The sequence below is a fragment of the Nocardiopsis halotolerans DSM 44410 genome, assembly GCF_000341065.1.
GTDB lineage: Bacteria > Actinomycetota > Actinomycetes > Streptosporangiales > Streptosporangiaceae > Nocardiopsis > Nocardiopsis halotolerans.
Genome location: NZ_ANAX01000321.1, coordinates 13,402 through 27,571, shown reverse-complemented (window position 1 = coordinate 27,571; position 14,170 = coordinate 13,402). Strand labels below are relative to the sequence as shown.

Here is a 14,170-nt window from a genome sequence, read left to right as displayed (position 1 = left end):
GACGACCGCAACGGCCACCACGACGACGACAACGGTCACCACGACGACTACGACGACAACGGGCACGACGACGACAACGGCCACGACCACGACTGGAGGAAGGGCGACGGCCGGAACGGCGACGACGACAACGGCCACCACGACGGCCGGAACGGCCACGACGACCGCAACGGCCACCACGACGACGACAGGGACTGGAAGGACGACGACGGCGACGGCTACTACGACGAGGACGACGACGACAAGGACTGGAAGGACGACAAGGACCACAAGGACAACGGCTGGCACTAGTCCCCACCCGCTCGTTCGGCTGAGTCCGACGCGCCTCCACCCGGGTGGGCGCGCGGCACCGACGGGATAGGCGAGCCCGCTCTCCTCGCCACGGCGCCGCCCGCGGCCCCCGACCGCGGGCGGCGCCCCGTGTCCGGAACGGTCAGGCCCCGTCCGACTCCGCCGCGGCCTTGAGCCGCCCCAGGGTCAGCTCGATGCTCCGCGCGTTCCTTGCGGGCATCCCCATCAGGACGTAGAACGCCGGGAGGCCCCTGGAGTAGTCGAAGGTCTCCGTGACGCGGGTTCCTCCCCCCGGCAGCTCGTCCAGCTCGTAGCGCCAGCGGTGCGGACCGAAGTGCCGCCAGGCGATGAGGCGGTCCTCCTCGTACTCCACCACGCGGTTGGTCATCCGGTAGCCGACGCCGAACATCCTCATGTCCATGCCGAACTCGCTGCCCCGCTCCAGCCGTTCCGGACCGAAGAGGGTGTCGAGCACGGTTCCCGACCCGTCGAACTCCGCGTGCCGTGCCGGTGTCGCGATGATGTCGAAGATCCGCTTGGCGGGGGCGTCCACCACGACGCTCCGCGCAACCTTGTGTTTGGCCATGACCGCATCATGGCAGCGGTCCTCCACCCGGCACGGGGCACCCCGCCGAATCCTCCCTCAGGCGCGGATCGCGTGCCGCTCCACCGCCGCCAGCCCACCGCCGGTCGAGGCCACGTGCACCACCCAGAAGGAACCCTTGCGCAGGCTCATCTGCTGGGAGAACGGCGCACCCAGCCTTGTGAGCGCCTCGGCCATCAGCTGGGGGACGAGCTCCCCGTGCGTGCACACCACGGTCGGCAGACCCTCCGCCAGGATGTTCGCGAACGCCTCACGCGCCTCCTCCACGCCGTACGGGGAACCGCCAGGAGAGGGCGCCCCGGCCGACGCGTGGACCGTGAACGCCCGCTCGGTGCGCGTCGGTACGTCGGCCTCCACCGTGTAGGGCAGCACCGACTCGGTGCACCGCGCCGCCGCCGACGTCACCACGCGGGGCCGCCCGTAGGCGCCCAGCACCCGGGGCAGGGCCAGGGCGTCGGCGCGTCCGGCCTCGTCCAGCGGTCGCAGCAGGTCGTCGTCGGGCCACGCGCGCTTCTCCCCCGCCGACAGGTGCCGCAGCAGGATGACGGGGAAGGTGGTCGCGGGCCCGGCCAGGAAGCTGTCGACCACCCGCACGTCGTGGTCGTAGGTGAGGCGGTCGCGGGCCTCCTTCACCGGGACCCACTCGACCAGCTCGACCTCCTCGTTGGGCGGGTAGTCGATCCCCGCGCCGGGGTCGGCGGTGGTGGCCGCCCACCACTCCACCTGCTTGGGCCACCCGTCCTTGAGGTAGCGCTGCGGAGGCAGCCTGCGGCCCAGCACGGGGGTCAGGCCGGTCTCCTCGCGGACCTCGCGGACCGCACCGGTGACGGGGTGCTCACGGTTCTTGAGCTTGCCCTTGGGCAGGGTCCAGTCGCCCCGGTCGGGTCTGCGGATGAGGATGATCTCGGTACCGCCGTCACGGCCGTCGCGCCACAGCAGGGCGCCGCCCGCGCGGATGGGTTCGAGGTAGCCGCCCACCGCCGTCTCGCGCGGGGATCCGGCCGCGTGCGCACCCCCGACGGAACCCTCGACGTCTCCCCCGGCGTGCTCGGTGCTCATGCGCCCTCCACCACGCGCAGGTGACGGTCCCCCCGCAGGCTGTCCTGGAGGTCGGTGAGCGGACGGCCGTCGGCGTCGTGGGTGACGCGGGTCCACGTCCCGTCGGGTTCCAGCCGCCAGGACGAGGTGCCGTCGTCCATCGCCAGGTCCATGAGGCGGACCAGCCTGCGGCACTGCTCGGCATCGGCCACGCGCACCAGCGCCTCGACCCGGCGGTCCAGGTTGCGGGGCATCAGGTCGGCGCTGCCGATCCACACGTGGGGCCGCCAACCGTTGGCGAAGACGAAGATGCGGGAGTGCTCCAGGAAACGGCCGAGGATGCTGCGGACCCGGATGTTCTCGGAGAGCCCGGGCACCCCGGCGCGCAGGACGCAGCTGCCGCGCACCCACAGGTCGACGTGCACTCCGGCCTGGGAGGCCCGGTACAGGGCGTCGATGATCTCCCGGTCGACCAGGGAGTTGACCTTGATCCGGATGCGGGCGGGCTCGCCCCGGAGGCTGTTGTCGATCTCGACGGCGATCTGTTCGAGCAGGCCCTCGCGCAGGGCGGAGGGCGCGACGAGCAGGCGCCGGTAGTACTTCTTCCGGGAGAACCCGGTGAGGCTGTTGAACAGGTCGCTGACGTCCTCGCCCACCTCGGGCGCGGCGCTGAACAGGCCGAAGTCCTCGTACATGCGGGCGGTGCTGGGGTTGTAGTTGCCGGTGCCCACGTGGCAGTAGCGGCGCAGCGCCCCGTCGTCGTCCCGGCGGATGACCATGGACAGCTTGCAGTGGGTCTTGAGGCCGACGACGCCGTAGACGACGTGGCAGCCCGCCTCCTCCAGTTTGCGCGCCCACTGGATGTTGTTCTGCTCGTCGAAGCGGGCCTTGATCTCGACCAGGACCACGACCTCCTTGCCACCGCGCGCCGCCTCGATGAGGGACTCCACGATGGGTGAGTCGCCGCTGGTGCGGTACAGGGTCTGTTTGATCGCCACGACCTCGGGGTCGGTGGCGGCCAGGGCCAGGAAGCGTTCGGTGGTGGTGGCGAAGGACTCGTAGGGGTGGTGGACGAGGACCTCGCGCTCGCGGATGGCGGCGAACAGGTCGCCGGAGGTCAGGGCACGCGGTTCGACGGGGACCATGGGCGGGTAGCGCAGCTCGGGGCGGTCGGTGTCGGCGATCTGGGCCAGTCCGGCGAGGTTGAGCGGTCCGGGGACCCGGTAGGTCTCCTCCTCCTCGGCGCCCAGCTCCTGGGTGAGGATGGCGAGGGCCTCGTCGCTGATGTCCTGCTCGACCTCCAGGCGCACGAGCGGGCCGAAGCGGCGGCGCAGCAACTCGTTCTCCAGCGAGGTGATGAGGTCGTCGGTCTCGTCCTCGTCGACCTCCAGGTCGGCGTTGCGGGTGACCCGGAACGCGTTGTGCTCCATGACCTGCATGCCCTCGAAGAGCTGGGGCAGGTGGGCGGCGACGATGTCCTCGACCGGGACGAAACGGCCGCCGCCCCGGCCGCCCAGCTCGATGAAGCGGGGTAGTGAGCTGGGGATCTTCACGCGGGCGAACATGCGGCGCCCGTCGCGGGGGTCGCGGACGTCGACCGCGAGGTTGAGCGATCGGCCGGAGATGTAGGGGAAGGGATGGGCGGAGTCGACGGCGAAGGGGGTCACCAGGGGGTAGACGGAACGCCGGAAGTAGCCGCGCAGTTCCTCGCGCTCGGTCGTCTCCAGGTCGTTCCAGCGCACGATGCGGATGCCGACCTCGCGCAGGGCGGGGGCGACGCTGTCGTGGAAGCACGCGGCCTGCCGGAGCATGAGCTCGCGGGTGAACCGGGAGACGCGCACGAGCAGTGCGCGGGGGTGGTGCCCGCTGGAGGAGGCGACGGAGAGGCCGGTGGCCAGGCGCCGTTTGAGCCCGGCGACGCGCACCATGAAGAACTCGTCCAGGTTGCTGGAGAAGATCGCCAGGAACCGCGCCCGTTCCAGGAGGGGGATGTCCTCGTCCTCGGCGAGTTCGAGGACCCGCTGGTTGAAGCGGAGCCAACCCTCCTCCCGGTCCATGAACCTGTCGGCGGGCAGCTCGGGCGGCCCCGTGGTGGGCCCCGCTGGCGTTGGCGCTGTTTCCGTGCTCACAGTGGGCAGACTCCCCCTTTTCCATGACCGCACGGTGACAACCCCGTGAGGGGGAAATGACCGCGACGCGACCGGCGTGGGCCTTCTGTGAACTTATGCCCGCTCCTGTTGGGGAAGTCCCCTGCGGAACGGTGTTTTCTGGCGTGCACGCGCGGGGTGGCCACCGGCTGCACCGGCTAGTCCAGGCTGAGACGCAGCGTCGGGGGCATGAGCATCAGGAACATGCCGACGCGCATGGTGACCTGGATCCAGGTGTTGCGGAAACACGTCCACAGGTAGCCGTAGAGGAGGCTGGCCGTGGCGTAGGTGAGCAGGGCCAGGCCGGTGTTGTACACCAGGTCGTCGCCCGGGAGCTGGGACACCGCGTCGTAGGGCTGGATGAGCGCGTAGGTGACCGCGAAGACCACCGAGGTCACCACGATGCCGCCCCAGCGGCCCATGAGGATCTCCAGGCGGGTCTGCATCATCCCCCGGAAGAAGATCTCCTCGCACACCGACATGACGATGAACGCGAGCACGTATCCCAGCAGACCCAGCGACGGCCCCGGAAGCCCGAGGTAGGGGATGAGCAGGTAGCCGATCAGGGTCAGTGAGACCGCGATCGGGAGCATCCCGAGCCAGCGCCAGGGCTCGGTCACCTTCAGGGCGAGCGAGGGCATGGCGGTGCCCTTGCCGTCCAGGGTGATCCCCGAGCGGTCCATGAACAGCAGCGGCAGGGTGAACAGGAAGAGCATCCGGGAGACGAGGGACTCGGACATGGCCAGGTCCGCGTCGAGCTGTGCCTCGTACGGGGCGAAGATCATCGACAGCAGAGCCATCAGCACCATGAAGCCCACGAGGAACAGCACCAGCCAGCCCAGCTCACGGACGATGGGATGGCCGTCCATCGCCTGGACGATGCGGCGGGCCAGCTGTTCGCGCGCGCCGAAGCCCCTGACCATGGCCCAGGCCAGGATCCCGCCGATCAGCATCGGCGACCAGGAGACCAGGAGGAGGAGCATCGAGTCGCTCAGGACGTCGGTGCGCAGCACGGGGTGGAGGAGCATCGGCACCACGACCAGCAGGACGGCGGCCAGCACTCCCCAGAGAAGTCCCCATCTTCGCACCATGGTCACAAGAGTCCCCCTGTCTCAGAACTCTCATTCTGCCCAGGGGGAAACTAAAAGCTACTTAATGACTACGGTATGTCGTCACTCGGTCGGGATGTCCCGCCACCGGACGCGGCTCGGGGCCGCTCCCCGCCGGGGAGCGGCCCCGATGGCCGGCGGGCGCGGCGGGTCCTCAGAAACCGTTGTCCAGCACCGAGCGCAGGAAGGACTTGGTCCGCTCCTCCTTGGGGTCGCCGAAGATCTGCTCCGGCTCGCCCTCCTCGGCGATCTGGCCCTGGTCGAACATGAGCACCCGGTGCGACACGTCCCGCGCGAAGCTCATCTCGTGGGTCACGCACAGCATCGTGATGTCCGTGGTCTCGGCGACCTCGCGCAGCACGTCCAGGACCCCGGCGACCAGCTCCGGGTCCAGGGCGGAGGTGACCTCGTCCAGCAGCAGGATCTCCGGCTTCATGGCCAGCGCACGGGCGATCGCCACGCGCTGCTGCTGTCCGCCGGAGAGCTGGGTGGGGTGGGCGTCGATCTTGTCGCCGAGCCCGACCAGCTCCAGCAGTTCCTCCGCGCGGGCGTTGGCCTCGTCCTTCGGGGTGCCCAGCACGTGCACGGGCGCCTCGATGACGTTCTTCCGCACGCTCATGTTCGGGAACAGGTTGAACTGCTGGAACACCATGCCGATGCTCTTGCGGCGCGCGCGCAGGTAACTCTCGCTCGCGGGGGTCAGCCCCTGGCCGCGGCGCATGTGGCTGAAGGGCTCGTCGGCCACCCAGATGACGCCCTCGGTGACCTTCTCCAGGGTCATCAGCAGGCGCAGGATGGTGGTCTTGCCCGAACCGCTCGGTCCGATGAGGGTGACCCGCTCGCCGGGGGCGACGGAGAAGTTCAGGTGGTCGAGCACCGTGAGCTTGCCGAAGCGCTTCACCACGTCGTCGAAGACGATCAGGGGCTGCCCCTCGACACCCGGGGATGGTGCTTTCTCGGGGGTATCAGACGGCGGCATAGCGTCGCTCCAGTCGTCGGAGGAGGATGGCGGACGGGATGGTCACGATGAGGAACAGGAATCCCACGATGGTGTAGACCTCGGCGATCCGGAAGCTCGCGCTCCCGATCTGCCGGGCCACGGTGAGCACCTCGGCCACACTGATCGCGATGAGCAGCGGCGTGTCCTTGAAGGTCGCGATGAGGTAGTTGCCCAGCGCGGGGATGACCTTGCGGATCGCCTGCGGCAGCACGACGGCTCCCCAGGTGCGGCTGACGGGCAGGCTCAGTGCCCGGGCCGCCTCCCACTGCCCCTTGGCCACGCCCTCGATACCCGAGCGGTAGACCTCGGCGGTGTAGGCCGCGTAGTGCACGCCGATGACGACGATGCCCACGGTCAGCGGGGAGATGAAGGCCGGGGTCAGCAGGAAGACGAACACCGCCTGGATGACCAGCGGTGTCGTACGGATGAACTCCATGGCCGCGTGCAGGACGGCGCCGAAGTACGGCACCCGGCGGACGATGGCGATCAGCAGCCCCAGGGTCAGCGCGATCAGATAACCGAAGACGGTGATCTGGACGTTCACCAGCAGGGCTTCCAGCAGCCGGGGCAGGTTCTGGAGGATCCACTCCAAGTCGAACATTACTTGGCCACCCCCGACTTCGTCACGACCGGCTCGGGCTTGAGCAGGGCCAGAAGGCCTCCGCCGCCGGGCACGGCGCGCCCCAGCTTCCGGTTGGCACGGCGTTCGAGCAGTCGCATGCCGAAGATGAAGACCTGTGCGATCAGGTAGTAGAGGATGAAGGAGCCGATGAAGGCGATCAGCGTCTCTCCCGTGGCCTCACGCATGTTCTGCGCGACGGCCGTCAGGTCGACGATGCCGACGAGGAAGACCACGGCGCTGGCCTTCATCAGCTCGATGACGAGGTTGCCGAACGTGGGCAGCATCTGGGCCCACGCCTGGGGCAGCACGACGAGGCGCATCCGCTGGGACCAGGAGAGGTTGAGGGCGACCGTCGCCTCGACCTGCGCCCTGGGCACGGCGTTGATGGACGCCCGTACGACCTCGGCTCCGTAGGCACCCACGTTGAGGCCCAGGGCGACGATCGCGGCGAAGGTGTCGGCCAGTTGGTAGCCGGTCAGCTGCGGCAGGGCGTACACCATCCAGAAGATCAGCACCAGGGCGGCGATGCCCCGGAACACCTCCACGTAGACCGTGGCGATGGCCCGGGGCAGCCAGTGCCTGATCGTCCCCATGATCCCGAAGACCATGGCCAGGACGAAGGCGAGGGCGCAGCCCCCGATGGTGAGTTGGATGGTGACCCAGGCGCCGTCGAGGTAGAGCGGTAGTCGCTGGATCAGGAAGTCCACTGCGGGTTCATCCCTCGCAGAGTTCGGCGGTGGTCGTGTCGTCGGGCAGGTCGGCCTCGGTGAAGCCCCAATCCTGGCCCAGTTCGAGGAGGCGTCCGTTCTCCTTGAACTCGGCGATCACCCGGTTGACCTCCTCCAGCAGGGCGTTCTCGTCCTGGCGGAAGCACAGGCCGCCCCATCCCTTCTCCTCCTGGCCGTCGATCACGGGGAAGAAGGGCTCGGTCACCTCGAAGGGACCGCCGCGCTCCTGGAGGAGGTACTCGTGGGACACGCTCAGCATGGACATCGCGTCGGCGCGCCCCGCCTCCAGCAGCTCGTATCCGGCGGTCTGGTTGGTGATGAGCTCCTGCTGGTCCTCGGGCACCCCGAAGTGGTTGGCGTAGGTCTGCTCGACCGAGCCGTTGAGGACGGCGAGCCTGAGGTCGGGGTTGTCGACGAAGTCCTCGAAGTGCTGGATGCCGTGCGGGTTGCCCTCCGCCACCATGAAGGCCTCGGGGGAGGTCGCGGTGGGCTCGCTGAAGGCGACCTGCTGGCAGCGCTCCGGGGTGATGAACATACCGGCGGCGATGACGTCGAACTGGTTCGACTTCAGGCCGGGGATCAGACCGTCCCAGCTCACGGACTCGGCCTGGATCTCCGGGACGCCCAGTTCCTCGAAGACCGCCTTGGCCACGGCGGGGGACTGCCCGGCGGGGTTGCCGGAGTCGTCGACGAAGCCGAAGGGGATCTCGTTGGCGAGGCCGACCTTCACGAAGCCCTGCTCGCGCAGCCGGTCCAGGGTCGATCCGCTCCCCCCTCCCTCGCCGCCGTCGCCTCCGTCGACGCGGCTACAGGCCGCGAGACCGAGGGTGGCCAGGCCCACGCCCCCCAGGCGGAGTGCGTCTCGGCGGCCCCAGGCTCCTCGGCGTACGGCTGGTACCTGCTTCTTCACGACTGCTCCTCGAAAGACTCGCGGAAGCGGCGCTCCCTCCCGGCAGGGCGGTAGCGCCACGGTTCACATGGTGGGACGCCTGGTGTGGGCGATCCGCGGGACAGGGCCGCGGCTGCGTCCGCCGCCCGGGGGCAGGGCACGGCGGCACTGACGGATGTCTCCCTCCCCGGAGCGCACCCAGCAGTAACAAGACCCGATTGGTCCGTTATGCACTGGTTATGCATGTGCAGTTCGCGGGTAATCCGTTCTTTGGCCAGTTCAGGGCGGGTTACCTGTGAGTTGTGACACTGGGTCCGAGCCCCCGTCACCCTGGGGCGCCACCCGCGCGGCGCCGCGTGGACACCCCGTGTTCTCCGGGTGCCCCCGACCAACGACCGTGGGCGGGGCCTTCCGGCCCCGCCCACGTGTCCGGTCCCACCCGCCTGAGGCGCCGCGCGCCGGGGCGGGTCACCACCCTCGACGGACGCCTACGGCGTGCTCCTCGTCCGGGCTCCGCGGCGCGTCACCCCGGACTCGTACGCCCTCGGAGGAGGAAGCCATCGGCTCCCGCCCGCGTCCGACCGGCTCTAGGCCGAGGGGTTGTCGTCGTCGGACTCGACGACGAGCGGGTAGACGCCGTTCTCGTCGTGCACCTCACGCCCGGTGACGGGCGGGTTGAACACGCACAGCACACGGAAGTCCGTCTTCGGGCGGACGGTGTGCTTCTCGTGGCCGTTGAGCAGGTAGAGGGTGCCCGGGGTGATGATGTGCTTCTCCCCGGTCTCGTCGTTGGTGACCTCGGCCTCACCCTCGATGCAGTGCACGAGTTCGATGTGGTTGGCGTACCACATGCTGGTCTCCGTACCCGCGTAGAGCACGGTCTCGTGGAAGGAGAAACCCACCTTCTCCTTCGCGAGGACGACCCTGCGGCTGCGCCAGGTAGGCGTCTTGATGTCAGCGTCGGTGTCGTTGACATCGTCCAGGCTGCGAACGATCACTGGTTTCTCCTAACGCGCTCTGGGCGCTCGTGTAACGCGCTCTGGGCGCTTCTCTGTGGTGGTGTGACACGGGGCGGGGCCGGACGGCGTCCCGAGGGTCGCCACCCGGCCCCGCAACCGCGTCGTCAGGCGGGCTGTGCCCCCTTGACCGCGGCACGGGCCGCGTCAGCCATGATGTCAAGACCGGAGGTCAGTTCCTCCTCGGTCGCGGTGAGCGGCGGCAGGAGTTTGGCCACCTCGTCCTCGGGACCGGAGGTCTCCAGGAGCAGGCCGCGGTCGAAGGACTCGGCGGCGACCTTCTTGGCGATGGCGGTGTCCTCGAAGGCCAGGCCCCGGGCCAGGCCACGACCGCGCACGTGCGCGCCGAAGTCGGCGTGCTCGGAGGCCATCTCGGCCAGGCGGGCGGCGACCATCTCGCCCTTGGCCTTGGTGGCCTCGGCGAACGAGGAGTCGCTCCAGTAGCGGCGCATCGCCTCGGCACCGGTGACCATCGCCGGGTTGAACCCGCGGAAGGTGCCGTTGTGCTCACCCGGGCCCCACACGTCCAGCTCGCGCTTGAACAGGGTGAGGGCCATGGGCAGACCGTAGCCGCTGATGGACTTGGACAGCGTGACGATGTCCGGGGTGATCCCGGCCTCCTCGAAGCTGAAGAAGTCGCCGGTACGGCCGCAGCCCATCTGGATGTCGTCGACGATCATGAGGATGTCGTACTCACGGCACAGCTCCGAGAGCTCGCGCAGCCACTGGGCGCTGGCGGCGTTGATGCCGCCCTCGCCCTGGACCGTCTCGACGATGACGGCGGCGGGCTTGTCCAGGCCGCTGCCGCTGTCGTCCAGCAGGCTGCGCAGCCACAGGAAGTCCGGCGTCTGGCCGTCCAGGTAGTTGTCGAACGGCATCGTGGCGACGTGGCCCAGCGGCACGCCCGCGCCGCCGCGCTTCATCGAGTTGCCGGTGACGGCCAGGGCGCCCAGGGTCATGCCGTGGAAGCCGTTGGTGAAGTTGACGATGGTCTCGCGACCGGTGATCTTGCGGGCCAGCTTGAGCGCGGCCTCGACCGCGTTGTTGCCCGCGGGTCCGGGGAACTGGACCTTGTAGTCGAGGCCCCGGGGTTTGAGGATGATCTCCTCGAAGGTTTTCAGGAAGTCGCGTTTGGCCACGCTGTAGGCGTCGAGGCTGTGGACGATCCTGTCGTCGGTCAGGTACTCGATGAGCGGGGTCTTCAGCTCCGGGTTGTTGTGCCCGTAGTTGAGCGACCCGGCTCCCGCGAAGAAGTCCAGGTAGGGCTTGCCGTTCTCGTNGGGCCTGCCGACGGCACGGTCGAACATGACCGGCCAGTTCCGGCAGTATCCGCGGACTTCGGACTCCAGGCGCTGGAAGGTCTCCATCGTGTGTTCCTCGGTTCCTTTATCCCAGGTGTCCCAGGTTCGTGGGCTCATGGCTTGGAAGGGTGGGTGGACAGGTCCGGTACGGGTGGTCGGTCACTCTCCAGATCCGGGTCCAAGGGGACCGATGCGCACGAGGTCCTCGGGGTCGTGCGGGGTGTCCCCCGCCGGGAAGTGCTCCTCGGCGAAGAGTGGACTCCACACGGCCTCGGCCCCCCTGTCCCGGGCGAACGAGGCGAACAGGGCACGAGAGGCGGCGTTGTCGGCGGTGACGGTCGCTTCGAGGTGGGTCAGGCCGCGCTCGGTGATCCGGTCGCCGATGAAGTCGAGCATCCGGCGGGCCAGCCGCTGTCCGCGGTACGCGGAGTCGACGGCGACCTGCCAGAGGAAGTACGTGTCCGGGCTGTCGGGCCGCACGAAGCCGGTGACGTAGGCCGCGACACGGCCCTCGTCGTCGCGGGCGACGACGCTGGTCGTGGCGAAGTCCCGGCACCAGAGAGCGTAGGCGTACGGGGAGTTGACGTCCATGCCGGTCTCCCCCGCCAGCCGCCACATGTGCGGGCCGTCCTCCGGGGACGGGTGCGACAGGTGCACGCCTCCGCGGCCCGCGTCCCCTGGGGCCCCGGAGTCCGTGGCCCCGGCGTCAGTCCGGTCGCGTGCTTGGAGGTTCGTTCGTATATGTGGCACGTCGATCGAACTTAGCGAACGAACGTCAATGAGGTTTCGCGGAGTCCGCGCGCAGATGTTTGAACAGAGCACTCACGGGTATGGCCCGTTCATTTAGCAGTGCCCCGATGCCCTGACCAGGGCGTTCGAGGGACGGCCGGGAGCGGCCGACGCACGCCCTCACGCCCCGTCCAGCAGGGGGTTCGGCGCTGCCGCCGCGGGGGGAACGCGCGGAGCGCCGTCGGAGTCACGGCGGCCCGCTCACGGGAGCAGACAGCCCTCAGGGTCAAACATAGATCCTTACCGAGCAATATTAAGCGTGCGTTAAGTCACATCAATTCGGTGGAAACCTCGCGACATAACGCCACCCGGGAGCCTCGACTCACGCCACACGGTACGACCGGAGGGCCGGGAGGCACGCGCGCAACGCCGACACGCGGGGGATTCCGGGGGTTTCCGCAGGCCGCCGCGAGACGCCACACACCCCTCCGGCACGGGCCGGGGTCCTCCCGCCGCGGAGGCCGCGGAGGAACGCGCCGGGCCCGCCGGTCGGGACGTCCTTGAGTTTTCCCGGGTTTTCTCGCAGACTCCGTGTAGTACTACGGCAAGTCGTACTACAATTGGTCGCATCGCCGCACCGCGTCGCCCCGGGTCGAACACCCGTGGACGACGGTGCGGAGAAGTCCCCTGGTCCCTTCGTGGAGAGCACGGTGCGGGCCACGGATCACCAGCCACGGATCGGAGGCGCCCGTGAACCGCCTGTACCACGAGAGCGAGGACTGGGTCCTGCAGGGCAACTGCCGCTCGTACGACCCTGAGATCTTCTTTCCGGTGAGCAGCACCGGGATCGGGCGCGTCGACACCGAGCAGGCCCTCGCCGTCTGCCGCAGCTGTACTGTTCGCCAAGAGTGCCTGCGGTGGGCGCTTCGGGCCGGAGAGGCTCACGGAGTCTGGGGTGGCACCACCCCCGAGCAGCGCCGCTACATGCGCCGCGAACTCGTTCCGGCCGGTCGTTCCTGAAGAGGGGCGTCCGGGACCGCCGGGAGGCCTCGACCGCTCCCGGCGGTCCCCCCGCCCCCACCGTTCCCACACCCCGTTCCCCGCGGGCGAGCGCTCTCCGCGTGACCACCCCGCGACCGGAGCGCGTCTCCGTCCGATCCGACCGGCTCGCCGGCCGGCCCGCGCACGGGCTCGGTGATCCCGTGCCCCGCGCGGCCACCGCCGTCTCCGGGGATCTTGCGGGCCTCCGGGGCACGGCCTAGGTTCTTTCTCGTGCGACCCGCTCACGGCACACTCCGCCTCCTGCGCACGGCGTTCCTCGCCGCTGCGTGTACGGGGCTTGCCTGGAGCGGACACAACCTGTGGGCCGTCGCGCCCGCCTCCTTCTGGGGGTTCGCGGCGGCGAGCGCGGTCCTGTTCCCCCTCCTGTGGTCCTTCACCCGCGTGATGCGCGGCTTCGGCGACATCTTCGCCCTCATGGCCTCCGTCCAGGTCCTGCTGCACCTGATCCTCCAGGGATCGACCACTCCGGTCCCGGGGATCGTCGGCGCCGGTGCCGACCACAGCGGCCACGGCCTGCTCACGCACACCCTCGGTTTCGCGCCGGGCATGCTGTTCGCCCACCTGTGGGCGGCCCTGCTGGCGTCCGCGCTGCTCGCCCACGGCGAGGCGGCCCTGTGGTTCCTGACCGCCCTGCTCTTCCGGGCGCTGCCGCTGCTGCGCGTGCCCGACCTCGCGTTCGACTCCCCCGCGCGGGTGTCGGGTCGCGCCGCTCCGGCCCCGCCCTCCCCCGTCACGCTCTCGGCGCACGGCCCGCGCGCCCCTCCCGGGTGGAGGACGCGCACGGCCCGTACCCGTTTCCCGGTCCGGAGGGCGTGCACGGCGGCGTCACCGTGCGCGGTGACGACTCCCGTCCGTGCTTTCGGACCACACCGAACACCGAGAGAAGAGATGACCACCATCACCCGTAGCACCCCCGACCACGACGCCGGAGCCCGCCCGCGCCGGCTTCCGCGTGTGGCCGCCGCCCTGCTGGCCCCCATCGCCGCGGCCGCCCTGGCCCTCGCCCCCTCGCCCGCCCTGGCGCACGACGTCCTGACCGGGTCCACCCCCGAGGACGGGGCCACCCTGGACACCGTGCCCGAGGAGGTCGTGCTCAGCTTCAACAACGCCCCGATGGAGGGCGGCAGCGGCAGCGCGGTCGTCGTCACGGGGCCGGACGGGGAGACCACCTACGAGGAGGGCGAACTCGCCTTCGACGGCGCGGACGTGTCGGTGGGCCTTGCCCCGCTGGACCAGGCGGGCGAGTACACCATCGCGTTCCGCGTGGTCTCCTCCGACGGCCACCCGATCCAGGACGACCTGACGTTCACGGTGACCGAGGAGGCCGTCGCGGCGGCGGCCCCGTCGCCTGAGGAGAGCGCCACCGAGGAGGCGGCCGAGGAGCCCGCGGCGGAGACCGCGGAGGAACCGGCCGAGGAGACGGCCGCCGCCGACGAGACCTCCGCGGAGGAGGACGGGGACGGCGTGTCGCCGGTGGCGCTGGCGGTTCTGGCCGTCGTCGCGGTCGCGGGTGTCGCCGCGGTCGTGCTCGTGGCCGTGCGTATGCGTGGGCGCCCGGGCGCGGACGCCGGACGGAAGTAGGCGCCGCGGCCGGAGACGGCCGTGCGCGTGTTCCTCGGAACGCGCGTGAGGGG

Annotated in this window: 13 protein-coding genes and 1 pseudogene; 3 read left to right on the top strand and 11 right to left on the bottom strand. The window is 69.9% G+C overall.

What is annotated here, in order from left to right; translation table 11 throughout:
• Positions 1–291: pseudogene (locus D455_RS34760) on the top strand (hypothetical protein); the annotation flags it as partial.
• Between the two features lie 142 nt (positions 292–433).
• On the opposite strand, the gene D455_RS0123410 reads toward D455_RS34760, so the two are convergent.
• From D455_RS0123410 to ectA, 11 genes are all read right to left on the bottom strand, one after another.
• Positions 434–877, bottom strand: a complete 444-nt coding sequence (locus D455_RS0123410) for an SRPBCC family protein (RefSeq protein WP_017573118.1) — start codon at positions 875–877, stop codon at positions 434–436.
• A 57-nt stretch (positions 878–934) separates the two neighbouring features.
• Positions 935–1,954 carry an NUDIX hydrolase gene (locus D455_RS0123405; RefSeq protein ID WP_017573117.1) on the bottom strand — a complete coding sequence of 340 codons (1,020 nt, stop codon included), beginning with the start codon at positions 1,952–1,954 and terminating at the stop codon, positions 935–937.
• Positions 1,951–4,062, bottom strand: a complete 2,112-nt coding sequence (locus D455_RS0123400; RefSeq protein ID WP_083922396.1) for an RNA degradosome polyphosphate kinase — start codon at positions 4,060–4,062, stop codon at positions 1,951–1,953. The genes D455_RS0123405 and D455_RS0123400 overlap by 4 nt, the downstream gene beginning before the upstream one ends.
• A gap of 176 nt (positions 4,063–4,238) precedes the next feature.
• The gene (locus D455_RS0123395) at positions 4,239–5,171 is read right to left on the bottom strand and encodes a CPBP family intramembrane glutamic endopeptidase (protein ID WP_083922398.1); all 933 of its coding nucleotides are present in this window, start codon (positions 5,169–5,171) and stop codon (positions 4,239–4,241) included.
• Between the two features lie 172 nt (positions 5,172–5,343).
• Positions 5,344–6,168: an ectoine/hydroxyectoine ABC transporter ATP-binding protein EhuA gene (gene ehuA, locus D455_RS0123390; protein ID WP_026122907.1), complete on the bottom strand. Its 825-nt coding sequence runs from the start codon at positions 6,166–6,168 to the stop codon at positions 5,344–5,346.
• A complete protein-coding gene (gene ehuD, locus D455_RS0123385; protein WP_017573113.1) occupies positions 6,155–6,790 on the bottom strand; it encodes an ectoine/hydroxyectoine ABC transporter permease subunit EhuD in 636 nt (211 codons plus the stop codon). Before ehuD ends, ehuA begins: the two co-directional genes overlap by 14 nt.
• On the bottom strand, positions 6,790–7,518 hold the full coding sequence (gene ehuC, locus D455_RS0123380) for an ectoine/hydroxyectoine ABC transporter permease subunit EhuC (RefSeq protein WP_017573112.1): 729 nt from the start codon (positions 7,516–7,518) through the stop codon (positions 6,790–6,792). Before ehuC ends, ehuD begins: the two co-directional genes overlap by 1 nt.
• Positions 7,519–7,525: 7 nt before the next feature.
• Positions 7,526–8,380 (bottom strand): ectoine/hydroxyectoine ABC transporter substrate-binding protein EhuB, encoded by an 855-nt coding sequence (gene ehuB, locus D455_RS0123375; RefSeq protein ID WP_017573111.1) that lies wholly within the window; start codon positions 8,378–8,380, stop codon positions 7,526–7,528.
• 635 nt (positions 8,381–9,015) lie between these two features.
• Complete coding sequence (locus D455_RS0123370; protein WP_017573110.1) at positions 9,016–9,426, bottom strand: ectoine synthase; 411 nt, start codon at positions 9,424–9,426, stop codon at positions 9,016–9,018.
• Positions 9,427–9,551: 125 nt separating this feature from the next.
• Positions 9,552–10,811, bottom strand: a complete 1,260-nt coding sequence (gene ectB / locus D455_RS0123365; RefSeq protein ID WP_017573109.1) for a diaminobutyrate--2-oxoglutarate transaminase — start codon at positions 10,809–10,811, stop codon at positions 9,552–9,554.
• Between the two features lie 93 nt (positions 10,812–10,904).
• Positions 10,905–11,402: a diaminobutyrate acetyltransferase gene (gene ectA, locus D455_RS0123360; protein ID WP_086003368.1), complete on the bottom strand. Its 498-nt coding sequence runs from the start codon at positions 11,400–11,402 to the stop codon at positions 10,905–10,907.
• 822 nt (positions 11,403–12,224) lie between these two features.
• Here ectA and D455_RS0123355 point away from each other — a divergent pair.
• Complete coding sequence (locus D455_RS0123355; protein WP_017573107.1) at positions 12,225–12,494, top strand: WhiB family transcriptional regulator; 270 nt, start codon at positions 12,225–12,227, stop codon at positions 12,492–12,494.
• Between the two features lie 252 nt (positions 12,495–12,746).
• Entirely contained in the window at positions 12,747–14,117 is a 1,371-nt protein-coding gene (locus tag D455_RS36065) for a copper resistance protein CopC (RefSeq protein ID WP_017573106.1), read from the top strand.
• The last annotated feature ends 53 nt before the right edge of the window (positions 14,118–14,170 follow it).

Bases quoted from the DNA above. Each gene is read 5' to 3' on its own strand.
- D455_RS0123405 (WP_017573117.1), bottom strand. From the start codon at position 1,954: ATGAGCACCGAGCACGCCGGGGGAGACGTCGAGGGTTCCGTCGGGGGT.
- ehuD (WP_017573113.1), bottom strand. From the start codon at position 6,790: ATGTTCGACTTGGAGTGGATCCTCCAGAACCTGCCCCGGCTGCTGGAA.
- D455_RS0123395 (WP_083922398.1), bottom strand. From the start codon at position 5,171: ATGGTGCGAAGATGGGGACTTCTCTGGGGAGTGCTGGCCGCCGTCCTG.
- ehuA (WP_026122907.1), bottom strand. From the start codon at position 6,168: ATGCCGCCGTCTGATACCCCCGAGAAAGCACCATCCCCGGGTGTCGAG.
- D455_RS0123410 (WP_017573118.1), bottom strand. From the start codon at position 877: ATGGCCAAACACAAGGTTGCGCGGAGCGTCGTGGTGGACGCCCCCGCC.